This window comes from Vibrio phycocola (assembly GCF_054404255.1).
Window position 1 is genome coordinate 292,740 of the sequence record NZ_JBTAMQ010000004.1, and the last position, 22,530, is coordinate 315,269.

Annotated in this window: 23 protein-coding genes; 12 read left to right on the forward strand and 11 right to left on the reverse strand. The window is 41.3% G+C overall.

Annotation, left to right across the window (positions count from 1 at the left end; translation table 11 throughout):
* Window positions 1-114 precede the first annotated feature (114 nt).
* The 4 genes from uvrY (at window position 115) to ACXJY6_RS07575 (ending at window position 5,144) form a co-directional block, all read left to right on the forward strand.
* Entirely contained in the window at window positions 115-759 is a 645-nt protein-coding gene (gene uvrY, locus ACXJY6_RS07560) for a UvrY/SirA/GacA family response regulator transcription factor (RefSeq protein WP_456049534.1), read from the forward strand.
* The gene (gene uvrC / locus ACXJY6_RS07565) at window positions 759-2,588 is read left to right on the forward strand and encodes an excinuclease ABC subunit UvrC (RefSeq protein ID WP_456049535.1); all 1,830 of its coding nucleotides are present in this window, start codon (window positions 759-761) and stop codon (window positions 2,586-2,588) included. Before uvrY ends, uvrC begins: the two co-directional genes overlap by 1 nt.
* A gap of 45 nt (window positions 2,589-2,633) precedes the next feature.
* Window positions 2,634-3,191 carry a CDP-diacylglycerol--glycerol-3-phosphate 3-phosphatidyltransferase gene (gene pgsA / locus ACXJY6_RS07570; RefSeq protein ID WP_456049536.1) on the forward strand — a complete coding sequence of 186 codons (558 nt, stop codon included), beginning with the start codon at window positions 2,634-2,636 and terminating at the stop codon, window positions 3,189-3,191.
* Window positions 3,192-3,482: 291 nt separating this feature from the next.
* The gene (locus ACXJY6_RS07575) at window positions 3,483-5,144 is read left to right on the forward strand and encodes a methyl-accepting chemotaxis protein (RefSeq protein WP_458767926.1); all 1,662 of its coding nucleotides are present in this window, start codon (window positions 3,483-3,485) and stop codon (window positions 5,142-5,144) included.
* 26 nt (window positions 5,145-5,170) lie between these two features.
* On the opposite strand, the gene ACXJY6_RS07580 is transcribed toward ACXJY6_RS07575, so the two are convergent.
* From ACXJY6_RS07580 to pspF, 8 genes are all read right to left on the reverse strand, one after another.
* Window positions 5,171-6,265, reverse strand: coding sequence for a phosphatase PAP2 family protein (locus ACXJY6_RS07580; protein WP_456049538.1), 1,095 nt, complete (start codon window positions 6,263-6,265; stop codon window positions 5,171-5,173).
* Window positions 6,266-6,278: 13 nt separating this feature from the next.
* Entirely contained in the window at window positions 6,279-7,058 is a 780-nt protein-coding gene (locus ACXJY6_RS07585; RefSeq protein WP_456049539.1) for a DUF2927 domain-containing protein, read from the reverse strand.
* A gap of 10 nt (window positions 7,059-7,068) precedes the next feature.
* Window positions 7,069-7,872 (reverse strand): peptide ABC transporter ATP-binding protein, encoded by an 804-nt coding sequence (locus ACXJY6_RS07590; RefSeq protein WP_456049540.1) that lies wholly within the window; start codon window positions 7,870-7,872, stop codon window positions 7,069-7,071.
* Window positions 7,869-8,870 carry a peptide ABC transporter ATP-binding protein gene (locus ACXJY6_RS07595; protein ID WP_458767927.1) on the reverse strand — a complete coding sequence of 334 codons (1,002 nt, stop codon included), beginning with the start codon at window positions 8,868-8,870 and terminating at the stop codon, window positions 7,869-7,871. Before ACXJY6_RS07595 ends, ACXJY6_RS07590 begins: the two co-directional genes overlap by 4 nt.
* Window positions 8,870-9,757, reverse strand: coding sequence for an ABC transporter permease subunit (locus tag ACXJY6_RS07600; RefSeq protein ID WP_458767928.1), 888 nt, complete (start codon window positions 9,755-9,757; stop codon window positions 8,870-8,872). The genes ACXJY6_RS07595 and ACXJY6_RS07600 overlap by 1 nt, the downstream gene beginning before the upstream one ends.
* The gene (locus ACXJY6_RS07605; RefSeq protein ID WP_456049543.1) at window positions 9,744-10,706 is read right to left on the reverse strand and encodes an ABC transporter permease; all 963 of its coding nucleotides are present in this window, start codon (window positions 10,704-10,706) and stop codon (window positions 9,744-9,746) included. Before ACXJY6_RS07605 ends, ACXJY6_RS07600 begins: the two co-directional genes overlap by 14 nt.
* Entirely contained in the window at window positions 10,706-12,328 is a 1,623-nt protein-coding gene (locus ACXJY6_RS07610; protein ID WP_458767929.1) for an ABC transporter substrate-binding protein, read from the reverse strand. Before ACXJY6_RS07610 ends, ACXJY6_RS07605 begins: the two co-directional genes overlap by 1 nt.
* A gap of 109 nt (window positions 12,329-12,437) precedes the next feature.
* Window positions 12,438-13,475, reverse strand: a complete 1,038-nt coding sequence (pspF, locus tag ACXJY6_RS07615; protein WP_458767930.1) for a phage shock protein operon transcriptional activator — start codon at window positions 13,473-13,475, stop codon at window positions 12,438-12,440.
* Between the two features lie 233 nt (window positions 13,476-13,708).
* Here pspF and pspA point away from each other — a divergent pair, with 233 nt between their 5' ends.
* Genes pspA through ACXJY6_RS07635 form a run of 4 tightly spaced genes read left to right on the forward strand, consistent with a single transcriptional unit; the run spans window position 13,709 to window position 15,584 of the window.
* Window positions 13,709-14,377, forward strand: coding sequence for a phage shock protein PspA (gene pspA, locus ACXJY6_RS07620; RefSeq protein WP_456049546.1), 669 nt, complete (start codon window positions 13,709-13,711; stop codon window positions 14,375-14,377).
* A 21-nt stretch (window positions 14,378-14,398) separates the two neighbouring features.
* A complete protein-coding gene (gene pspB, locus ACXJY6_RS07625; protein WP_456049547.1) occupies window positions 14,399-14,632 on the forward strand; it encodes an envelope stress response membrane protein PspB in 234 nt (77 codons plus the stop codon).
* Window positions 14,625-15,014, forward strand: a complete 390-nt coding sequence (pspC, locus tag ACXJY6_RS07630) for an envelope stress response membrane protein PspC (protein WP_456049548.1) — start codon at window positions 14,625-14,627, stop codon at window positions 15,012-15,014. The genes pspB and pspC overlap by 8 nt, the downstream gene beginning before the upstream one ends.
* Window positions 15,015-15,023: 9 nt before the next feature.
* Window positions 15,024-15,584 (forward strand): DNA-3-methyladenine glycosylase I, encoded by a 561-nt coding sequence (locus ACXJY6_RS07635; RefSeq protein ID WP_458767931.1) that lies wholly within the window; start codon window positions 15,024-15,026, stop codon window positions 15,582-15,584.
* 65 nt (window positions 15,585-15,649) lie between these two features.
* On the opposite strand, the gene ACXJY6_RS07640 is transcribed toward ACXJY6_RS07635, so the two are convergent.
* Both ACXJY6_RS07640 and cls read right to left on the reverse strand, forming a co-directional pair.
* The gene (locus ACXJY6_RS07640; protein ID WP_456049550.1) at window positions 15,650-16,849 is read right to left on the reverse strand and encodes a cystathionine beta-lyase; all 1,200 of its coding nucleotides are present in this window, start codon (window positions 16,847-16,849) and stop codon (window positions 15,650-15,652) included.
* 73 nt (window positions 16,850-16,922) lie between these two features.
* Window positions 16,923-18,377, reverse strand: coding sequence for a cardiolipin synthase (gene cls, locus ACXJY6_RS07645; protein WP_458767932.1), 1,455 nt, complete (start codon window positions 18,375-18,377; stop codon window positions 16,923-16,925).
* A gap of 229 nt (window positions 18,378-18,606) precedes the next feature.
* Here cls and ACXJY6_RS07650 point away from each other — a divergent pair, with 229 nt between their 5' ends.
* On the forward strand, window positions 18,607-19,347 hold the full coding sequence (locus ACXJY6_RS07650; RefSeq protein WP_458767933.1) for a TIGR01621 family pseudouridine synthase: 741 nt from the start codon (window positions 18,607-18,609) through the stop codon (window positions 19,345-19,347).
* Window positions 19,344-20,285 (forward strand): class I SAM-dependent methyltransferase, encoded by a 942-nt coding sequence (locus ACXJY6_RS07655; protein WP_458767934.1) that lies wholly within the window; start codon window positions 19,344-19,346, stop codon window positions 20,283-20,285. The genes ACXJY6_RS07650 and ACXJY6_RS07655 overlap by 4 nt, the downstream gene beginning before the upstream one ends.
* Before the next feature lie 74 nt (window positions 20,286-20,359).
* Here ACXJY6_RS07655 and ACXJY6_RS07660 read toward each other — a convergent pair whose 3' ends face one another.
* Window positions 20,360-20,785 (reverse strand): META domain-containing protein, encoded by a 426-nt coding sequence (locus ACXJY6_RS07660; RefSeq protein WP_458767935.1) that lies wholly within the window; start codon window positions 20,783-20,785, stop codon window positions 20,360-20,362.
* Between the two features lie 200 nt (window positions 20,786-20,985).
* On the opposite strand from ACXJY6_RS07660, the gene ACXJY6_RS07665 reads away from it, so the two are divergent.
* Window positions 20,986-21,234 carry a DUF1289 domain-containing protein gene (locus ACXJY6_RS07665; protein WP_458768086.1) on the forward strand — a complete coding sequence of 83 codons (249 nt, stop codon included), beginning with the start codon at window positions 20,986-20,988 and terminating at the stop codon, window positions 21,232-21,234.
* Window positions 21,235-21,435: 201 nt separating this feature from the next.
* Window positions 21,436-22,530: an ABC transporter substrate-binding protein gene (locus tag ACXJY6_RS07670; protein WP_458767936.1), complete on the forward strand. Its 1,095-nt coding sequence runs from the start codon at window positions 21,436-21,438 to the stop codon at window positions 22,528-22,530.

Below are 22,530 nucleotides of genomic sequence, written 5' to 3' on the forward strand. Positions count from 1 at the left end.
TTCTCAATTGATTTAGGCTCATAGTCGACAGTTAAAATTGCACTCTGAATCACCGTTGATAACAGCGGTGACTCAGAGTGTTGTGTTGAGCCAAATGATTTTGGAGAGACAAGTTTGATTAGTGTTTTCCTGGTTGATGATCACGAACTGGTTCGCACAGGGATAAGACGTATTATTGAAGACGTCCGTGGAATAAGTGTCGCAGGGGAAGCAGACAGTGGTGAGCAGGCGGTTAAGTGGTGCCGCAATAATAATGCTGATGTGCTATTAATGGACATGAATATGCCCGGTATTGGTGGCCTAGAAGCAACAAAAAAAATCATACGTTATAATCCGGATGTTCGCATTATTGTGCTAACCGTGCACACAGAAAATCCGTTTCCGACAAAAGTAATGCAAGCAGGAGCAGCGGGCTACCTTACTAAAGGAGCGGCTCCTGATGAAATGGTGAATGCTATTCGTGTGGTCAATAGCGGACAACGTTATATTTCACCAGAAATTGCGCAACAAATGGCATTAAGCCAGTTTTCACCAGCGGCGGAGAATCCGTTTTCTGAACTCTCTGAACGTGAGCTTCAGATTATGATGATGATAACCAAAGGCGAAAAAGTTACGGATATTTCAGAACAACTGAATTTAAGTCCAAAAACCGTCAACAGCTACCGTTATCGACTTTTTGCCAAGTTAGATATTAGTGGGGATGTCGAGTTGACTCATTTAGCAATACGACATGGAATACTCGATACCGAGAGCCTATAGTGTCTGAACGATTTGATTCTGCTTCTTTTCTAAAAGATGTTACCAGTCAGCCCGGCGTTTATCGCATGTATAACGCCGAGTCTGAAGTTATCTATGTTGGTAAAGCGAAAAATTTAAAGAATCGTTTATCGAGTTATTTTCGTAAAAAAGTCGATCGTGAAAAGACGCGAGCTTTGGTTTCCCATATCACCAAAATTGATGTGACGGTCACCCACACTGAGACCGAGGCTCTGATTCTTGAGCACAATTATATTAAGCAATACTTGCCAAAATATAATGTGTTACTTCGAGACGATAAATCCTATCCATATATTTTTATTAGTCAGCATCGTCATCCTAGGCTGTCGATTCATCGTGGAGCGAAAAGAAAAAAGGGTGAGTATTTTGGCCCTTATCCAGATTCTGGAGCCGTGCGACAAACTCTCCATTTGATGCAAAAAATTTTCCCGGTTCGCCAGTGTGAAGACACCGTGTATGCGAACCGGACTCGCCCTTGTTTAATGTATCAAATTGGTCGTTGTGCTGGTCCTTGTGTTAGTGCGCTGATCAGTGACGACGATTACGATGAGCTTCTTGAACACCTGAGGCTTTTCCTGAAAGGTAAAGATAACCAAGTTTTACAGACTCTAGTAGGCAGAATGGAAAAAGCCAGCTCTGATCTAGAGTTTGAGATGGCTGCAAAGTACCGAGACCAAATTCAAGCCATTCGCCGAGTTCAAGAGCAGCAATTTGTCTCCGAAGATAGCTTAGACGATATTGATGTTGTTGGTTTTGCACATGAATTTGGTTTGGCGTGTGTTCACTTATTGATGATTCGTCAGGGAAAAATTTTAGGTAGTAGAAGTTATTACCCTAAGATCCCAGCCAATACCCCGACGGATGAAGTATTCGATAGTTTTATTAATCAATACTATCTATCGCAAACAGAAGGGCGGACATTACCTGCCAAGATAATTGTAAATAAAGGGTTAATTGCCGATGAAAGTTTGTCAGCAGTACTGACAGAGATGGCAGGGCGAAAAATACGATTCTTAATTAACCCAGGTTCTGCTAGAGGACGTTATTTAAAGCTTGCGAACACCAACGCTTTAACCGCTATCACCACCAAGCATAATTCAAAGCTAACGATACATCAAAGGTTTATAGAACTGCAGCAGGCGCTAAAGTTGGATACGATTCAACGTATGGAGTGCTTTGACATTTCTCACACGATGGGAGAAAGCACGATTGCCTCATGTGTGGTATTTAACTCTGAAGGCCCAGTGAAGAGTGAATATCGTCGTTTTAACATCAGCGGTATTACTGGTGGAGATGATTATGCTGCGATGGAAAAGGGGTTGTTGAAACGCTATCAGAGACAAATTGATGTCGAGAACATTCCTGATATTGTTTTTATTGATGGTGGTAAGGGACAACTTTCTCGAGCTTATGAAACCATACAGGCTTGCTGGCAAGATTGGCCTAAACACCCATTATTGATTGGGATCGCTAAAGGGGTCACGCGCAAACCGGGCCTTGAAACATTAATCACGGTAGCTGGAGAAGAATTTCATTTACCCAGTGATTCACCAGCGTTGCATTTGATTCAACATATTCGAGATGAAAGTCATAATCATGCGATCAGTGGTCATCGAGCGAAGCGTGGAAAAACTCGTCGTACGAGCTCACTTGAGGGAATCGAAGGAATTGGACCCAAGCGACGACAAGCATTACTCAAGTATATGGGTGGATTGCAGGAGTTAAAGCGAGCAAGCGTTGAAGAAATAAGCAAAGTGCCCGGTATTAGTCGCACTCTGGCAGAAAATATCCATCAGGCATTGAAACAATAGTAAAAATCCATCACCATAACCACGTTTCCCATTAGAGCGATAGATATGCGTCTTACAATTCCAAATATGTTATCTCTTGTACGGCTTGGATTAATTCCTGTTTTCGTGGTCGTATTTTATTTGCCTTATGAATGGGCGCATTTTGCTGCGGCTTTGATATTTGCCGTTGCAAGTATCACAGACTGGCTTGATGGAATGCTGGCCCGAAAGCTTGGGCAAACAACGCGTTTTGGGGCATTTATTGACCCAGTTGCTGACAAGGTGTTAGTCGCTACCGCTTTAATTTTGATCACCGAAGATTTCCATACGTTTTGGATAACGGTTCCTGCAATGACGATGATTGCACGTGAGATTATTATTTCAGCGCTTAGGGAATGGATGGCGGAGATCGGAAAGCGAGCCAATGTTGCTGTTTCATGGGTTGGCAAGGTTAAAACGGGAACACAAATGACCGCGTTACTGGCTTTAATTTGGAGCTATAACGAATGGATGGTTTGGCTTGGTTATGCGGCAGTGTATGCAGCAATGTTCCTTACTTATTGGTCTATGGTTCAATATTTGAGTGCAGCTAAAGCCGATTTGTTACATCCCGATGCTCAGTAACATCAATAACTTTTTTATTCTAAGCTGAATAGTATTATTCAGCTTTTTTTTTGCTCCCTCCTTTTTTATTTACAGATCACATTTTGACATAGTGTACTTCACGTTCCCAATCGGGTGTTTTTCCTTTTTTAATTATCATCTTAGTTAGATCTACTCTTTTATTTATGCTCGTCTATCTTGCGGTAAAGGAATTTAGGGGCTTTTTTGTTAAAGATTTGTAAGCGACTGGTGTGGCTATGACTATACTTTAAGTAATCTAGGTTTCAGTAAGCCCATTAGGTGATGATCAAAATGAAATTTACAATAAAAAGTCGACTTATTATTCTTACTTCTCTTCCTGTTTTATTAATAGCTGTTGCTATGTTTACCTTGAACTATTTTGAGGCGAAGAAGTTAAGCAAAGCGCAAAGTGAATTAAGCTATAACTATGCAATCGAAATGAAAAAGGAAGAACTAAAGTCTTACGTTGAAATTGCAACCAATACCGTTGTCACTTTAATTAAGTCTGGTGGTTCAAAAGAAGACGCGATTGTTTATTTGAAAAATATGCAATCTGGACCAACTTCATTTTTTGGTTATAGCCCATCAGGGGTTAGGCTATTTTCCGGTACAAATAAGGGGATTGGAAAAAACTTCTGGGACTCTAAAGATGCGTTAGGCAAAAATCATGTACAGGCATTAATTAATAACGCTAAAGAGGGAGCTGGAAAACATACCGCGTATCACTTCCCAAAGCCAAATTCAGATGTTCCTTTACCTAAACTAAGTTATTCAAGTTATATACCTGAACTTGATATGGTGATTGCAACAGGGTTCTATATTGATGATGTCGATCTTCTCGTTGCTAACATGGTTGAGCAAACCAATGCTCAATTAGTCGAAAGTAGCATTAATACCTTAATTATACTTGCGGTACTGATCGCCGTTGTCTATGGATTTAGTTATGCCGTCAGCAGAAGTATACTGACCCCCCTAAAAGTATTTGGTGACTCTATTGAACGTTTTGCTCAAGGAGATGCCGATTTAACGGCGAGAATTGACAAGTTTAACGTGCCAGAATTTGAAAAACTACGCAATAATTTCAATCTGTTTGTTGGCAATTTACATGATTTAGTCAGCAATGTTACTAGGGTTACAAATGATGTTGAGCATGAAACAAATGAAATGACGCAACGTGCACAGTTAGTGAATCAACTTAGTGCGGATCAACGTGTTGAAACCGACCAAGTGGCAACAGCAATGACCGAACTGACCAGTTCAGCCCATGAAATCTCTCAAAATGCTGCTGAAGCGGCCCAGTCTGCAGAAGTAGTGGAAAGTAGCTCCGACAATGCATTGAAGACAGTGAATTCCGCGGTCGATTCTGTTGCGAGCCTAGCTGATGAAATTGCAGAGGCAAGTAATGTTATATCGCAGCTTGAGCATGATGTTCAAAATATCTCAACTGCGCTTGAGGTCATTCAAAGTATCGCCGAACAAACGAACTTGTTAGCTCTTAATGCTGCGATTGAAGCAGCGCGGGCTGGAGAGCAAGGTCGTGGGTTCGCAGTGGTTGCGGACGAAGTAAGAAACTTAGCAAGTCGTACTCAGGACAGTACTGGTGAAATCAATGAGATGATCTGCAAGTTGAAACACGCTTCAGATGCGTCGGTTAAGGCGATGCAATCCAGCCAAGAAAGAGGGCTGTCGACTGTTGAGGAAGCGAATGTTGCTCGTGAGTCAATAGAGCAAATTCGTCAAGCTATCGGCAATATTATGGATATGAATTCTCTTATCGCAACCGCAACTCAAGAGCAAAGCGTCGTCGGCCAAGAAATATCTGAGCGCATTGTTGTTATTTCAGAGAAGAGCAGCGAATCATCGGAATACGCGAAGACGAACAGCGGAGCGAGCCACACATTGAAGGTCAAAGCATCAGAGCTCGGCGATTTGGTTAACCGATTCCAATTATAAACTGTGTCAAAAAAGCTAATGAGAGTTCATGCTACATGAGCTCTCATTTTTGTTTGTTGAGTCATAGCTGGGCTGGGTAATCGAGCTAGAATCGCTTTAACTGACCACCAGATAATCGTCATAAATATAAGCCCCAGATACCCATCAATCGCATAATGCCATGCTAGGTGTACCGATCCTATTTCAATGATACCCGCATAGACCCAAGCCAGTACGCCAAGTTTTCGATTTATATTAAACAGTGACATGGCCATTAATGATGCAATTGTGACGTGCATACTAGGCGCGGCCGATATGCCTGCTCCCATACTATTAGTATTAGATTGATAGCTTTCCCATAGTAAGTCCTGAGTATCCAGTGCCCACACATCAGGTAAATAGCTTATAGTTTTTAACCAATCATTTTGCTGATGTAACCTTTCCATTAATTGGAAAAATAAATCGGTATCGGGAAAAAAGTGACCATAATAACAAGGTCCGACAGATGAAAATAATAGTCCGCCGATGTTGCCATTAATAACCCAAGCCAGACAGAAAGAGATAATCACTTGTTGGCGTAAACCTGGTTTATTCACTAATAACATGAATGAAATAAAAAAGATCGAAAAGATAAAAAACCACAGGTTATACATTAGGTTAATAATTGATGTGGCGATTGGGTGTGAAAACCAAGAGTGAGTCAAAACCCATGGCGTATGGCCAAAATGCAGCCATTGATCTGCATTGGCTAACCAGGTATCGAGATAGTATGGTACCACTGCGGGGATTGAATATTTTGTATTAGTGTATACCGAAAACACGATCGATATCATGAGTGCTAGCAGAGCGAAGTTGATGGCTTCTCGCCAATAAACGAAAGGAAGGGCGACTAATTTACCATAGGCTTTTAGTGGGTGAGGGTCGCGCTTACCAATCAGGTAAAAAAAATAGCCACAAAATCCAACGGCAGCAGTAACTCCAATAGCATTCATAATGGCTTTCAGATAGAGCCATAAATCGTAAGCTTGATCACGAATATAAATATGATGATATATCGAATAGCAACATAAGATGATGAGGCCTGTAAAGTAGATATATCTGTCTCGCACGATAGGTTGAACTAAATGCTTTATAAATGGCATTACTACAGTCTCTTTATTTATATTGTTTAACCAGAGGAGCGCTATTTGCTTGATTTACGGCATCTGACAACACCCCAAAACGGCGATATTCATCGATCATTTCTCTTAAAAGTGGTGTGATTTCCGTTTCTGTTATCCCAGATTCGACGATAGGTTCATACATTAGCTGAATCAATACGACGTCTAATGGCGATAAGTAATTTTCTGGTGAAGCATCGTTAAACACCGAGGGGTATGCTTGCTCGGTATCGTTTCTTAGTCCTAGCGCTTGAGTTGTTTCCTCGATGACGCAAGAGACTAGCTTTCCATGTTGCCTAGCCCGATCTACGGGGATAACAACAATCGAACGAGCAATAGAATAATCCTGCTGGCTAATCGCACTACCAAATAAGCATAGTGCATTATCAGTATGTTTCCCGGATTCTTTTCCCATCGTTTTGTTAACTAAAGCTTTCCATCGTGACTGCGTTGTAAAGTAAATAACAAAATTTGCGCGTTGCTCTGACGATGCTTTCGAAATCGAGAGATCGGTCAGTTCTCTAAGTTGTTCAAAATGGAGTTCGACCAGTTCTTGATGAAACACTTTGTCGTTTGTATCATGATGGACCCAATAGTGTATTGGCTTCTCCCATTTTGACAGTGGGTACGTACCACGTCGGAATTCATCATTGAAGACGACTTGTTTAAATGCTCTTTCGACAAAAAAGGTATCTAACCAAGTATTGGTTGTGTTAGCGGATGAATAAAGCGAGAACAATAGGCAGAAACAGAGTAGGGAGATTGCTCGCATCATTAATATCTCTTTATGATTTGGTCGACGTGTATAAGGGTGACTTACTAAAATGACTGTCGATCATACGTCGAGTTACATTATGTTTCGGAGCTGTCAGTACATCCTGAGTTGGACCGGACTCGACAATTTCACCTTGATGCATAACCACAATCTTGTCGGTGATGTGTTTGACTATGCCAATATGTTGGGACACATAGATAAATGAAACTCCCATCTCTTCTTGGAGTTCTAGAAACAAATTAATAATCTGCGAGCGCATTGCCATATCTAGGCCGTTTAGTGCTTCATCGGCGATGATGATAGAAGGCTGGAGAATTAAAGCTCGTGCTAAACAGACTCGCTGTTTTTGTCCGGTTGCGAGCATTTGAGGATAGAAGTAGGCATGCTCTGGTAGAAGACCCACTTTTGTTAGCGTTGTTTTTACACGCTGTGACCTTGCTTCTGCTGTCATATCTGTATTTCGTTTTAAAGGTCCTTCCAATATACGCCCAATTTGAATTTTCGGGTTCAGCGATGTATTAGGATCTTGGAAAATCATCCGAACGAGCCTACATCGATTGGCGTAGTCACCGTATTTCAATGGCTCACCATTGACCAATATTTCCCCACCACTTGGTTCGACAACACCGGCAATCATTCGAGCAATGGTCGATTTCCCTGAACCATTTTGACCGATGAAACCAATAGTTTGACCTGCCTCTAAGCTGAAACTAACGGGTTTAACCGCTTGCTCTATTTTTTTACGAAAGAACAGCCGTGAGCGAGTTTCAAAGTTTTTTGAAAGGTTTCTAACCTCTAATAGTGATTCTGTCATGGCTGTTTTTCTTCATTAGTATTGAGTGGAAAATGACATGAAAACTTATGGCCTTTTATCTTTTTAGAACGAGGCATTTCCACACATTGACGACGAGCATAAGGACAGCGAGGTCCTAAACGACATCCGATTGGTAAGTGTTTTAATGGTGGAATTGAACCTGGAAGTGATTCGAGCTTTTGCTTATGTGGAATCACCTCACTGAAATCTGGCATCGCAGTTAGCAGTGCAGATGTGTATGGATGTTTGGGTTTCGCTAAAATCGCTTTTGTCTCAGCCGATTCTACAGATTGTCCACAGTACATTACTGTAATTCTATTGGCCCACTGTGTGATCGAGGTTAAGTCGTGTCCGATAAGCAAAATTGTCGTGTTATTGACTTGATTCATACGGCTAAGTAAACGCAGTATTTGTTTTTGTGTTACTGGATCCAAATCGTTCGTTGGTTCATCAGCAATCAGCAGTTTGGGTTTTGCTGCAATCGCCATCGCGATCATCACTTTTTGGCATTCACCAACAGTAAGCTCATAGGGGTAAGAGCTTAATACTCGGCTGTGTTCTTTGATTCCGACTTTATGGAGTAGTGCAATGGCCTGCTTTTTTCGCCACGTTAATCGCTGCCACCATCGGCCTTCAAAGGCGCGGTCGGGTATCGCCTCCATCAACTGCTTCCCAATTTCATCGGATGGATCGAGGCACGAATGAGGCTCTTGAAAAATCATTGCAATGTCACGTGCGATGACTTTGCGACGCTCTCGAGGGGTTAACTGTAACAGATCGATATTGCCTAGACGCATTCTATCGGCGGTGATACGCCAATGCTCTTTTCCAACACCGACAATTGCTTTCGCGACTAAACTTTTCCCTGATCCGGATTCACCTACTAGCCCGCGAATTTCGCCTTCTGGCATAGTTAAGCTCATGCGATCAACCGCTTTGACAAGTCCTTGAGGGGTATCAATTTCGATCGTTAAGTGACGAATATCTAATAATGCCATTATTCGACACCTGAATTGAGAGCTTGACGAGCACCTTCGCCGACAAGGTTAACGACAACAATAGTAAACATAATCATAAGGCCAGGCAGAATAACTGTCCAAGGAGCAAGGTAGAGCAATTCAACAGAGCTACCTAACATTGCTCCCCATTCAGTTGTAGGCGCTTGGGCACCTAGATTTAAGAAACCAAGCGCGGTGATATCGAGAATTGCAATCGTAATGGCAAGAGTGGTTTCTAAGGCGATTACGGTTAAAATATTTGGCAAAATTGAGTTGAGTAAAAGATAGATGTCACTCGCTCCATCAAGGCGAGCCGCCATAATATAATCTTTTGCCATTTCCGTATTAATTGCGGTATACAGGCTACGAATAAACCGAGGCGTTAGTGCTAGCCCTATGGCAAGTAGCACATTCGTTTCGCCCGGGCCTAAAACGGCAACAAAAATAACCGCAAGCAACAGCGAAGGAATCGACATCACGGTATCAAATAAGTGATTGAGAACGCTCGATAGTAAGCCAGATGTCATTCCGGCCAATATACCAATGAACCCACCGATACATAATGCAACTAGCGTGACTAATAAAGCATAACCAAACGAATGACGAGTCCCAGCAATAAGGCGAGATAAAATGTCTCTCCCTAAATCATCTGTACCTAAAAAGTAATCTATGGAACCGGTTGGATCCCATGATGGTGGCAATAAAAGATGTTCCGATGGTGCAATCGGGTTATGAGGTGTAATCCACGGTGAAACTGCAATGATAATAAGCAATAAAATCATACACCATAAGCCAAACATGGCGAGATTATTATGTTTAAAGCTTCGCCAGAAACGTTCGAACTGAGTTGGGATATGTTCTTCCTGATAAATACTATTTGTTAGCATACCAAGCCTTCCTAACCAGAGGGTTAATCATTGTACCTATTAAATCTGAGACAATATTGGTGGTTAAAACGAGTGACGCAACGACGATTACTCCAGCTTGAATTGAGACATAGTCACGCTCTGATAAAGCATCCAGTAACCAACGCCCAATCCCTGGCCAATTGAAAATAGACTCCGCAATAATTGCAAAGGTAAACATGGTTGAAAGTTGTACACCGAACTTTGACACCAACGAAGGTACTGCGTTACGTAATACGTGTTCGATGACGATGCGATAGTGAGATAACCCGCGAATACGAGCAACACGAATGTAGTTCTGCTGCATGATGTCAGCGACCGCTGCTTTCATTATTCGTATGACCTGTGTTGTCGGTGCGAGCGCCAAAACCATACAAGGAAGAATCATATGTTCGATTACGCTTTGTAGTAATTCAACCCGATTGGGGCTTTTAGACAGCGCAGCATCTATTAGAGCAAAGCCAGTCATATGATCAAGCTTATACAGTAAATCGTAGCGCCCCGACACGGGAAACCATTCATAGTTAAGAGAAAAAATGAATATCATCGATAGTGCGACCCAAAAAACCGGAGCGGAATAGCCACACATTGCGATAAAGGATATGACTTTTTCAGTAAATTTTCCTTGCTTCATTCCTGCGATTGTTCCCAAAGGGATTCCGATCGAAAGAGAGAGTACAAATGCAACAAAACAGAGTTCTAGAGTTGCAGGGAAAACGAGAAACAATTCGTTTTTTATCGGATTTCCATCGTGACTGACGCCGAAATCCAATTGCGCTAAATTACTGACGTATTGTGTCCAGCCGTGCCAGAAATCCAGGTCATGTGACCACGAGTTAGGCTCAAGTCGAGATAAATGAAACCCAACAAACGTGAGAATAAGTAAGGTAATTACGAATAAGTTGAGTTTTCTAATTGTATAAAAAAACATTATTTCAACCTCTCAACGTGATTGAAGGGTTGGACATGGAAAGGGTTAACGGCGAAACCCGTCAATGAATTATTATAGGCTTTAAATTGTCGACCATGCGCGATTGGAATAACAGGTACATTTTGGTTGATGATATTTTGTATCTGTTTGTAGAGGTTTAGGCGAAAACGAGGAGCGTTGATTTCCAAAGCCAAGTTAAGCAGAGAATCGAAACTGTCATTACACCAATGGGTTAAATCAGCGCCTTGATTATGTGATTGGCAACTCAGTACTGGGCGTAGAAAACCATCAGGGTTCGCTGAACGTCCAACAATCCCAGTTAAATATAAGTCGACATTGTTATCAAATTGGACTTGGTTATCTCGGCTAACACTTTGAGGTACGAGTTTTAATCTAATCCCAATATCGGAAAAGTAACTTTGGATTAAAGCAGCCGATTTTTGTGGGCTTGGGTTATAGCTGGTGGACTCCGTAGGAACGGACATTGTTAATGTTAATCCATCAACGTAACCTGCATCTTTTAATAAACCAAGAGCAAATCGTCTATCATACCGAATTTGAGTGGTGTTTTTAGAGTAAGCCCACGACACTGGCGGAAGTATATTATAGGCAATGGAACCTCGTCCGTAATAGACGGAGTCAATGATCTTTTGTCGGTCTATTGCATAGGAAAGAGCTCGTCGTACTCGTTGGTCATTCATAGCTTGGCGTTTAGTGTTGACAGCAATGTATGCGGTATTCATAGCTAGAGAGCTAAGTAAACTAATATGAGATTGATCTTGAATTACAGGAATTTGACTTGATATTGATGAGTTAAGAACATCGCATTCATTGAGTAATAGTTTTGCCAAAGAGCCCGTTCCGCGTTGCTCAATATCAAATACGACTTGCTCCATTTTTGCTCGACCATTCCAGTAATCGTCATGACGTTTCAGGCGTACATAGTCACCGACAAGGTATTCGTCTAATAAGAAAGGCCCTGTTCCTACAGGTTGGCTATCTATCAACGATTTTTCATTTCTCTCAATAAGTTGTTCAGCGTACTCTTGCGAATGAATGACGGCATAAGGGGTCGACAATAAAGATAAAAAGGTATTATCAGCATGGTTCAAATGAAATTTGACTGTATGCGAGTTCGGGGTCTCAATAGATTTAACCAGTTGCTGAAAATTGTTGCCTCTAAACCAAGGGTAGGCACTGTTGCCGACGGTATGAAATGGGTTTGAAGAGAGCAAGATACGCTCAAAACTAAAACGAATATCATCAGCACTAAGTGGTCTTGTTGGTGTAAACCATGATGTTGTTTGAAACTCGATATCGGATCTAAGTTCAAATTGATAAACGAGACCGTCGTTACTGACATGCCAAGAATGTGCGAGATTTGGTTGTGGCAGATGAGTACTGTTATTTAAAGTCAGTAATGTATCAAACAACTGTGGAGACAGTGCATCTACGGTAACGCCGCCATCAACGAGCTGCGGATTGAACGTCGTCGGCTTACCTTGCCCACAATAGACAAAGCCGGTTTCTCTAATTTTACTATGATCGATATTTTGTTGATCGCATCCTGCCAAGAGGATTGTGCTGATTAACGCCGTCGCGAATGTTAAGTATTTTTGCATATGAAATCAAAGAAGAGAAACGAGGACCATTATTAATATAAATGCCTCAAAGATTCGGATAATTTACCACTATTACACTATCGAACCAATCAAAAACCGCGTACAGGAATTACTCTGCATCAAATTTATTGGTGATTGCGTACTTTCGGATTAACCCGCGCAATTGATGATACGACAATCCTAACAACTGAGCAGCTTGCTGTTGATGAAACTTTGCTTGATTTAAAGCATGCTCAATAAGCTGTTTTTCATGATTTTGACAATGATCCTTAAAGTCGATAGGGAAGGACAATGACTCGATTTCCGTGACACCTTGAAGCTCATTTTGTTGGATTACGTTTTGGTGCTCATCCTCATCGTTTTGAATGCTCTGCTCTTGCCATTGTGGTACGAAGGGATTGGTTTGCAGAGTTGTAATCGGTAGAGTGAAATCAATATTTTGATAGACAGCGCGTTCAACGACATTTTTTAGCTCACGTATGTTGCCAGGCCAAGAGTAGTCGAGAAGTTGAGTTTGGATTTCTGAAGAGAACCCGACAAAATGCGAAAGGTGTAGCTCATGACACATCTTGACGGCAAAATGATTTGCCAGTGGCAAGATATCTTCCCGGCGCTTACGTAACGGTGGAAGGTGGATAACGTCAAAGGCTAAACGGTCGAGTAAATCGTGACGAAAGTGATTTTGATCGGCCATTTCGACGAGATCGGCATTGGTCGCAGCGATGACTCTTACATTTGCATTAAGCACGGTACTTCCGCCGATGCGCTCATATTGACCATATTCAATGACTCGCAGGAGTTTTTCTTGGACAGAAAGTGGGGCATTGCCCAGTTCATCTAGGAATAAACTGCCACCTTCAGCCCGTTCAAAACGTCCCATATGTTTTGCTTTGGCTCCGGTAAATGCTCCTGATTCGTGGCCAAATAACTCAGAGTCAATTAACCCTTCAGAAAGCGCAGCACAATTTAGTGTAATTAAAGGTTCATCCCAGCGTTTAGATAAATAGTGCAGTCGTTGAGCGATCAACTCTTTTCCCGTACCACGCTCACCCATGATGAGGACTGGTCGCTCAATAGGTGCGAGGCGAGATACAGTATCAAGCAGTGCGAGAAACAAGGGTGATTCACCAATGAGAGGATTATTCATCACGTTAACCTTTTTATATTGAGATGGTTAAATAAACCAATTTTTGGCTAAATTGGCAAATATATCTTTTTTGTTTGTGAGGTGCGAATTAATAAGCTTTTGATTTTAAAGGATTATATAGTTGGCACGGAAATAGCTATATACATTGGGAAGCTTGAATTTGGTTTGATGAGATTATTGATAGAAGCGTTTTAGGCTCACAGACTGACTAACATATTATTAGGAGAAAGATCATGGGTATATTTTCACGTTTTGCTGATATCGTTAATTCGAACATTAGTTCATTGCTTGATAAAGCGGAAGATCCAGAAAAACTTATTCGCCTTATTATCCAAGAAATGGAAGATACATTGGTTGAAGTAAGAAGTAATTCAGCAAAAGCTATGGCGGACAAAAAGGAAGTCGTACGCAAAATTGAATCTCTTGAACAACAAGTATCGGATTGGAGCAATAAAGCCACGTTAGCATTGGCCAAGCAAAGAGAAGATCTCGCTCGAGCTGCATTAATTGAAAAAAGAAAGCTAGGGCACAATTTAGACGGTCTTAAAAAGGAGCTTGTGTTAGTTGAAGAGACGGTTGATAAATTAACTGACGAAATCGCCAAATTGGAAGCGAAAATTACAGAAACCAGAGCAAAACAGCAAGCGCTGATCATTCGCAGCCAAGCGGCAGGTGATCGTCGCGATATTCAACGTCAACTACATCAAGGAAAGTCGGCGGCGACCATGGCTAAATTTGAACAATTCAGTCGTAAAATCGATGAACTTGAAGCTGAAGCTGACCTGTTCAATCAATCAGGAAGCAACCAAACCCTAGACCAGCAGTTTGCTGAACTGCAAGCGCAAGAAGAGATTGAACAAGAGCTGGAAAAAATGAAACAGCAAATTCATCAGAGTCAATAATTGATATAAGGATACAAAATTATGTCAGGAGCATTTTTTACGGCACCGTTGATTGTTTTTATGGTCTTTGTCGCGCCGCTTTGGTTAGTTTTGCACTATCGAAGCAAGCGAAAAGCGACGAATGGAATTAGCGATGAAGAATTACAAACATTAAATACTTTGTCTCAAAAAGCAGATCGTCTTAGTAGTCGTGTAGATACGTTGGAAAAAATCTTAGATTCGGAAACCCCTGGTTGGAGGAACAAGTATGACTAGCCGAGGATTGTATCGTGATCCTGTAAATTCGAAACTGACGGGTGTGTGTGCGGGACTTGCTAACTATTTTGAGATGGAAATTTGGTTAGTTAGAATTTTGTTTATCTCCGCCGCACTATTAGGTGGTACATTCTTGGTGGTATTGGCGTACTTTGCGCTCACATTGATGCTAGAAAAGCCACCAAAGCAGTATCGTGACCAACAGCAAAAGCAACAAGGTCACAAATTAAAAAGTCGCCATTGGAAACAAGGTGAATCCGCGTCACAAGTGATTCATAATTTGCAATCTGAATTCGATGAAATTGAACAGAATGTGAGAAACATTGAAGCGTATGTTACGTCAAACGCCTACAAGGTTAATAAAGAATTCAAGACGTTATAAGGAGATATCATGGAAAGCGATCACGGTGTATGCGAATGGGCAACGAAAAATTCCTTAGAACGTGAGTATCATGATAATGAATGGGGCAAGCCAGTCTATGACGATCAGAAACTGTTTGAGTTCATTACCTTGGAAGGCGCCCAAGCTGGGCTGAGCTGGCTCGTAATATTAAAAAAGCGAGCGGGCTATTACCAAGCATTTGACGGTTACGACTTAGAAACGTTAGCCCAATATGATGAACGTCGTACCGAATCCATTATTGAACAGTTCGATGTCGTGAAACATCGCGGTAAAATTAATTCAGTGTTTAGCAATGCTCAGGCAGCACTAAAACTTCAACAAGAGTATGGGTCATTAAAAGCGGCGCTATGGCAGTTTGTCGATCATGAGCCGATCATAAATCATTGGACCTCAATGTCTGACGTGCCCACATCGACGGATTTATCTAAGGAAATGAGTAAATTTCTGAAGAAAAAAGGATTTAAGTTTGTCGGTGAAACGATCTGCTATTCATTTATGCAAGCGGTCGGCATGGTTAACGATCATCTCGTTGATTGTCCAGCACGATAGAAAAGGGTCAGATGTCGTTCTTAACAACATCTGACCCTATTTATTATTGCGTTAGAGATAGAAGGCTACTGAGGTTGTTCCGCCAACACTCGATTGTACTCAGCAAATCCTTGCTCTAGATCGGCGATCAAGTCCTGAACATCTTCCAAACCAATGTGTACTCGAACAAGCGTGCCACTAAAATTTGGGTTCGCAATCGTACGTAGTGCATTAAAACTTTTTGGCTCATTGGCGAGAATTAAACTCTCATAGCCGCCCCATGAATACCCCATACTGAAGTGTTTCATGCTGTCCAACAGTGCGGTAGTTGCTCGAGGGTAACTGCTGTTTAGAACAAATGAAAATAGCCCGTTGCCACCCGTAAAATCACGTTCAAAGAACTCATGCCCCGGGCATGTTGCCAATGCTGGGTGACGAACATGATCCACTTCTGGGCGATTAGCGAGCCAGTTTGCGACTTCTAAGCTATTTTTCTCATGTTGTCTTAGTCTGACATCTAAAGTTCGAATTCCGCGTAATCCAAGGTAGGCATCATCAGGAGAAACACACTGTCCTAACAAGTAGCTATTTTCGCGCAACTGATCCCAATATTTTTCTGAAGCTACTGCGGTACCTAGCATGACATCTGAGTGGCCAACGATGTATTTGGTTGCTGCTTGAATTGAAATGTCGACGCCAAATTCAAACGGAGAAAAGTTAACGCCAGCTCCCCATGTGTTATCCAGCATGACAATCACATCAGACTCGTGCGCAATACGTGAAAGTGTCGGAATATCCTGTACTTCCATCGTGATAGAACCTGGGGATTCGGTAAATAAAATTCGTGTGTTCTCTTGAATAAGGTCGCGAATTCCTTCACCAATTAATGGATCGTAATAGGTGGTTTCTACGCCCATTTTCTTTAACATCACATTACAGAAATCACGCGTTGGTTCGTAACAAGTGTCAACCATTAAGATATGATCACCCGCTGAGACAAACGAAAGAATGGCTCCTGTTATTGCCGCGGTGCCACAAGGATAGAGAGCACACCCAGCGCCACCTTCAAGCGTCACCATTGCATCTTGAAGAGCAAAGTGAGTATTGGTACCACGACGGCCATAAAATAGCGTTTGTTTTTGTCGATTGATTGTCGCCTGATTTTTTTCGGCTACGGTATCAAATACGATAGTTGATGCTCTTTGGACCGGGGGATTTACCGTACCATTGGTCCATTTCTTACTTCGACCAGCGCCAATTAATTGGGTTTTTTTCTCTTCTGACATGGTAGTTCCTTGTAAAAACGTGTTGTCTATTTAAAACATGTCAACGTTAGGGATTCAACCTTAGATTGAAAACTTATAATAAAGGGTTGAACAGGTAATAAATGCGTTCTAGAAAACGGTTAAATAATGGCCGAGATTGCCACTGTTGTTTTTCGATTAAATAAGATTGATCGATATATTCTTGTTGTAGTTGAAAAAGCTGTTTTGTGAACACTTCATCGTCAACGGCGAGTGTTACTTCAAAATTCAGCCATAGACTGCGCATATCCATGTTTACGGTACCGATTAAACAAAATCGTTCATCAATTACGACAGATTTTGTATGAAGTAGGCCACCATAAAATTCATAGATATTGATTCCTACCTCTAATAGTTCCCCATAGAAAGAGCGAGAAGCCCATTTCACCATAGTTGAATCATTCTTATGAGGGATAATAATATCTATTTTTATACCACGTTGTGCGGTCATTTTTAGTGTCGCAAGCAGATCACGGCTTGGTACAAAGTAGGGCGAGGTAATTCTGATTGAATGATTTGCCTGGTGAATTGCAATGATCAGCGCTTGGATAATGAGTTGCTCAGGCATTGCAGGGCCTGAAGGGACGACTTGAACTGGGTGCAGAGAAACTGGATTATCTAGTTGGCATTCAGGTAATTGAGGAAATGAACGCTGACCCGTTTCAATTTCCCAGTCCCAACTGTGAATCGCGGATAAGATATTTACTGTCGGTCCGGTTACGCGCACCATAATATCGACCCACTGGCCCACATCGGCATCGAGCTTAAAGAATTCAGGGTCAATCATGTTCATTGAGCCGGTGTAGGCGATTTGATCATCGATAACCACGATTTTTCTATGCTGGCGCAGATCCAATCGACTTAAAAATATTCGCCATGGTTTTACGGGCAATGCTTGTACCACTTCAATGCCAGCACTGCGCATTGTTTTTGCCCAGCCACTGTTAAAAAATCGGTGGCTGCCTGCTGAATCGAGCAGTATTTGTACTTTTACTCCTCGCTTAGCGGCGTGGATAAGTGCTGATGCAACAGTATCGGTTTTTCCCCCAGGGTGCCAAATGTAGAACACCATTCGAATACGATCATTTGCTTGCTGAATATCTTCGACCATCGCATCGATGATTTCATTTGGTGTTTTCTTTAGATCGAGATGGTTACCACTGAGTGCGGGAATACTCATCCTTTGGTTGCACAACTCGTCAATCTTATAAATATGTGTTCCCAATGTTTCAGTGACATGCGCCTGACAATCATTAAGGCTGGAAAACCAATCGCGAAATGGTGTGAACATTTCTCGTGCACGTTCAGCTCGGCGACGACCTAAATTAAGTTCGCCAAAAAGAAAATAGGCAATGACACCAATAAAGGGGAGAACATAGATCATTAAAAGCCATGCCAATGAGACACTTATGGCATTCTTCTTAACCACAACGCGAATCGTCACCGAGGCAACTAATAACCAATAAACAACAAAGCTTAAAAGTACGATGAATTGATAAATTTTGTCCATTGGGCGATCAAACAAACCTAAAGAAAGAAACAATATGATAGTAATCGCATTGGTTTAGGATTGAAAGCGAGATTTGAACAGGGGTGTTGAAAGCTTGAACGTTACATCGATTGGTGAGGTTTTGGATGCTTTTTGCTCGAAATGTGGCTTGGTGAATAATGTGTCGTGTTAATTCGTTGGATTGTATCTATGGTCTAGTTATACTCGTGCTTCACGCTAAGAGGTAACTATGTTCGACATTCTTTATCGTCACGATGATTTTATTGTCATTAATAAACATTTTAACGTTTCAGTACATAAAGATGATGGTGAAACCATGTTGGTGTCAGACGTTGCTCGTGCGTTGAATTTGCCAAAGCTCTATTTGGTCCATCGTTTGGATAAGATGACATCCGGTATTTTATTGCTTGCGACAACCTCTGAAAGTGCTCGCCAATTGTCGGCTAACTTCTCGAATAGAGATGTTGAAAAATTCTACTTGGCGATTGGGTGTAAGAAGCCGAAAAAAAAACAAGGTTTGATTAAGGGTGATATGACCCGCTCTCGTCGTTCAAGTTGGAAGTTACTTACCAGTCAAAATAATCCAGCAATCACTCAGTTTTTTTCGCTTTCAAGTGACAACGGGCAGCGAGCTTTTCTGTGTAAACCCTACACTGGAAAAACCCATCAAATTCGTGTTGCGTTGAAATCTGTAGGCTCGGCAATTGTCGGTGACCGAATTTATAACAGTGCAGATAGTGAGAGTGACCGAGGCTATTTACATGCTTTTGCGATTCGATTTAAATATGATAATCAAAGATTTGAGTTTATCTGTGATCCTCGATGCTACGAAGGGTTTGGGTGCTTATGGTCTCAACCCATAATGTCGAATGCTATTGACCAATGGTTGACCCCTTGGGACTTATCTTGGCCCAGTGTGAATCCTCCTTCTGTAAGTAAACTGTCTATTAGTAAAAAAGTGAATCCATGAATATACAACAATTGCCAATATTCTTTGGCGAGTTAGAAAAACAGCTTATTGAAATACCTAATGAAGCAAGGCGTTTATTTCATGGCCGGGGTCAGTATTGGGAAGGATTAGAACAACTGACCGCTGACTGGCTTCAAGGTCAATTAATTGTCTGTGTTTATAAACTTCAAGATGAAGACTTTATTGCCGCTCTCCAACAAGGCTTAAGTCAATTTTGCCAATCAAGTGCGTGGCGTGATAAAGCTGGCTCTTCAATTGTATTGCAGCATCGTTATCGTGATGGTGCGCCAGCGGAAGTGATTGTGGGTGAATTGAATTCAAACCCGATTGTTGAAGAAAATGGTTTGAAATATCAGTTGAAGTTAGGTCGAAATCAGAACATGGGTTTGTTTCTCGATATGCGTTATGGGCGACAGTGGGTCAAAGACAACTCAGCTGGTAAGCGAGTTCTCAATCTATTTGCATACACATGTGGTTTTTCTGTCACGGCGATGGAGGGCGGCGCGGAGAGTGTCGTCAATGTCGATATGGCTCGAGGAGCGTTAGATACTGGAAAAACAAACCATAAGCTTAACCAGCACGATCTTTCAACGGTGCACTTTTTTGCTCATGATATTTTTCGATCATGGGGCAAAATCAATCGCTATGGGCCTTATGATTTAATCATTATCGACCCGCCATCATTTCAAAAGGGCAGTTTCGCGCTAACAAAAGATTACCGCAAAATTTTACGTCGGCTACCAGATATGCTTAGCGAGGAAGGTCAAGTATTTGCGTGCGTCAATTCACCAGTCGTAAAACAAGATTTTTTGACCAACAGTATGGCGGAAGAAGCGCCTATGCTGCAGTTTGAAAGACGTTTAGACAACCCTCCTGAGTTTGTTGATATCGACCAAGATGCCAACCTCAAAGTCTTGCTATTTAACAAACAAGATTAAAGCTTGCCACGTAAAATAACCCGCTTTATGCGGGTTATTTTATAAATTATGAAATCAAAGGGTTAGCGTTACTTTTACTTTGATTTAAACGTCAGGGAGTGATCTCGATTTATTAACACCATTTCATCATTTTTTACGCTAAAGGTGCTCCATTCAGTTAACACTTTTCTTAACTTATTATCTAATCGATTTTGAGCTTTATTACACAATTTCATTGTCGAGCCCATTTTCGGTAGACTGAATTGGTCACCTTGAATATTCGCCTCACCAAAGAAGGTATTACACCCAGCATAACCTTTCGCTTGCATCTGTTGATCGACACTTAACCATGGTGCTTTTTGATTTGGTCCAAGTGATAAGGCTTGGCCATCAATTTCGACTAGAACCCACTGAGATGCGGCTAAGTTATCAGTCGTAGCTTGACCACCATTACTTGAACAGGCTGACAGTGTCGCTACTAGAGCAACAGAAAAACATAAAGACTTTACAGTGAATTGCATGATACCAACCAATAATTATCGAATCTTGATAATAAAAATAAGCACAAAAATAGGATAAATCAAACTGTTTGAAGCGAAGATGTGCAATGGTAAATATGAGATTTGAGTCATTGATTGATGAAGGTATGGTTTAAACTTGTTGAAGATTGAATTAAGGTAAATATGAAAGGTATTTATTATTGAAACGAGAGTCACACCCTATGGAGCAATTAGATTTTTTTGATGTTAAGAGCCCATGTATTCGAGTTTGTACGGTCGATGATAAAGGTTACTGTACTGGTTGTATGCGCAATCGTAAAGAGCGTTTTGGCTGGCTTTCAATGTCTACTGCAGAAAAACTGCATGTGATTAAATTGTGTCGATTACGGTATTACCGCAAAAAAGCACGACCTAAGAATGATGAGTCTGCAATAGATGAAGTGAGTCCACAAAAGGATCTATTTAGTTAGCCTTCAGTTTGTTTAAATACCCCTTCCAATTTCTCCCCTGAATGAATCTTAAAGTAAAAATTTCCCGGTTAGTGATACATATATAATTAATATGGGTATTTAATTGTTTATAATCACTATTTTAATCATGAGTAAACTAGATAACTCAAAAATCTAGTCTATAGTTTATTAATAAACTATGCAGGTTATAAGGATCGTATTTTGCAGACTAAAAACGTGGTGAAACCGCTGTTAATTTTCACTTTGTGTTTTTATTCAATGTTTGGGTGGGCGGCTTCTGGTCCTAGTGTTGTTTTTCTTAATCCAGGCGAACCGACCGACCGCGGTAAAGGGATGTTCTGGGTTTACACTGCTCAGGTCATGGAGGTTGCTGCAAATAATTTTGGTTTTGATCTCGAAATACTCTATTCCGAACGAGATCATCTATTGATGTTAAGCCAAGCGAAAAGTGTGGCAAAACGAGCGACTCTTCCTGATTACGTAATTCTTACTAATGCAAAACTGCTTGGCCCTAGATTAATGGAAGTCTTCGCCAACACCTCGGTTAAAATACTCTTAATTCATAACGATCTCACGACTGAACAGCGTCGAAAATACGGTAACGAACGTGAACACTTTTCGAATTGGATAGGAACAATAACAACCAATGAGGAAAGTGGTGTTTCTCGTATGATGGATGAGTTGTATCGACAGCTCGGTGATCGTGAACCCCAGATCATTGGTATTACAGGTGACCGAAGTGCTCCTGTCGCCCTCGAGAGAGCAATAGGTGTTGAGGATTTTGTTTCAAAGTCAGAGCGAGGGGAGATACTCCAGTTAACTTATAGCAACTGGGCGGTTGAAGAAGCGAGAAAAAAAACCGAAGTATTACTCTCACGATACCCGCAAACCAATATTATTTGGGCTGCCAATTATGCAATGGCACAAGGAGCGTTACAGGCTGTTAAGGAGCGTGGTGTCAATGTATTAATTGGTTGTGTTTCTGTTGCACCCTATTTAAAAACCAAGATGGAAAACCAGGGCATATCTGTCAGTATGGGAAGTCACTTTTTTATAGGGGCGTGGGGGATGGTTTTACTCCATGATTTTCATAATGGCGAAGATTTTTCTCAGCATGGTGGTGTCAGATTAAAATCGGATTATTTGCATGTTATCAACTCTGATAATGCGCCAACTTATTTCCATACGATTGACGATAATATCGATAAACTCGATTTTAGTCCTTATTCTCAATTTATATCTCCTAACCCTCACGGCTACTCCTTTTCCTTAGCGCCTTTTTTGGGAACTAATTAG

Bases quoted from the DNA above. Each gene is read 5' to 3' on its own strand.
- pgsA (WP_456049536.1), top strand. From the start codon at position 2,634: ATGCGTCTTACAATTCCAAATATGTTATCTCTTGTACGGCTTGGATTA.
- ACXJY6_RS07575 (WP_458767926.1), top strand. From the start codon at position 3,483: ATGAAATTTACAATAAAAAGTCGACTTATTATTCTTACTTCTCTTCCT.
- ACXJY6_RS07580 (WP_456049538.1), bottom strand. From the start codon at position 6,265: ATGCCATTTATAAAGCATTTAGTTCAACCTATCGTGCGAGACAGATAT.
- ACXJY6_RS07585 (WP_456049539.1), bottom strand. From the start codon at position 7,058: ATGATGCGAGCAATCTCCCTACTCTGTTTCTGCCTATTGTTCTCGCTT.
- ACXJY6_RS07590 (WP_456049540.1), bottom strand. From the start codon at position 7,872: ATGACAGAATCACTATTAGAGGTTAGAAACCTTTCAAAAAACTTTGAA.
- ACXJY6_RS07595 (WP_458767927.1), bottom strand. From the start codon at position 8,870: ATGGCATTATTAGATATTCGTCACTTAACGATCGAAATTGATACCCCT.
- ACXJY6_RS07600 (WP_458767928.1), bottom strand. From the start codon at position 9,757: ATGCTAACAAATAGTATTTATCAGGAAGAACATATCCCAACTCAGTTC.
- ACXJY6_RS07605 (WP_456049543.1), bottom strand. From the start codon at position 10,706: ATGTTTTTTTATACAATTAGAAAACTCAACTTATTCGTAATTACCTTA.
- ACXJY6_RS07610 (WP_458767929.1), bottom strand. From the start codon at position 12,328: ATGCAAAAATACTTAACATTCGCGACGGCGTTAATCAGCACAATCCTC.
- pspF (WP_458767930.1), bottom strand. From the start codon at position 13,475: ATGAATAATCCTCTCATTGGTGAATCACCCTTGTTTCTCGCACTGCTT.
- pspA (WP_456049546.1), top strand. From the start codon at position 13,709: ATGGGTATATTTTCACGTTTTGCTGATATCGTTAATTCGAACATTAGT.
- pspB (WP_456049547.1), top strand. From the start codon at position 14,399: ATGTCAGGAGCATTTTTTACGGCACCGTTGATTGTTTTTATGGTCTTT.
- pspC (WP_456049548.1), top strand. From the start codon at position 14,625: ATGACTAGCCGAGGATTGTATCGTGATCCTGTAAATTCGAAACTGACG.
- ACXJY6_RS07635 (WP_458767931.1), top strand. From the start codon at position 15,024: ATGGAAAGCGATCACGGTGTATGCGAATGGGCAACGAAAAATTCCTTA.
- ACXJY6_RS07640 (WP_456049550.1), bottom strand. From the start codon at position 16,849: ATGTCAGAAGAGAAAAAAACCCAATTAATTGGCGCTGGTCGAAGTAAG.
- cls (WP_458767932.1), bottom strand. From the start codon at position 18,377: ATGGACAAAATTTATCAATTCATCGTACTTTTAAGCTTTGTTGTTTAT.
- ACXJY6_RS07650 (WP_458767933.1), top strand. From the start codon at position 18,607: ATGTTCGACATTCTTTATCGTCACGATGATTTTATTGTCATTAATAAA.
- ACXJY6_RS07655 (WP_458767934.1), top strand. From the start codon at position 19,344: ATGAATATACAACAATTGCCAATATTCTTTGGCGAGTTAGAAAAACAG.
- ACXJY6_RS07660 (WP_458767935.1), bottom strand. From the start codon at position 20,785: ATGCAATTCACTGTAAAGTCTTTATGTTTTTCTGTTGCTCTAGTAGCG.
- ACXJY6_RS07665 (WP_458768086.1), top strand. From the start codon at position 20,986: ATGGAGCAATTAGATTTTTTTGATGTTAAGAGCCCATGTATTCGAGTT.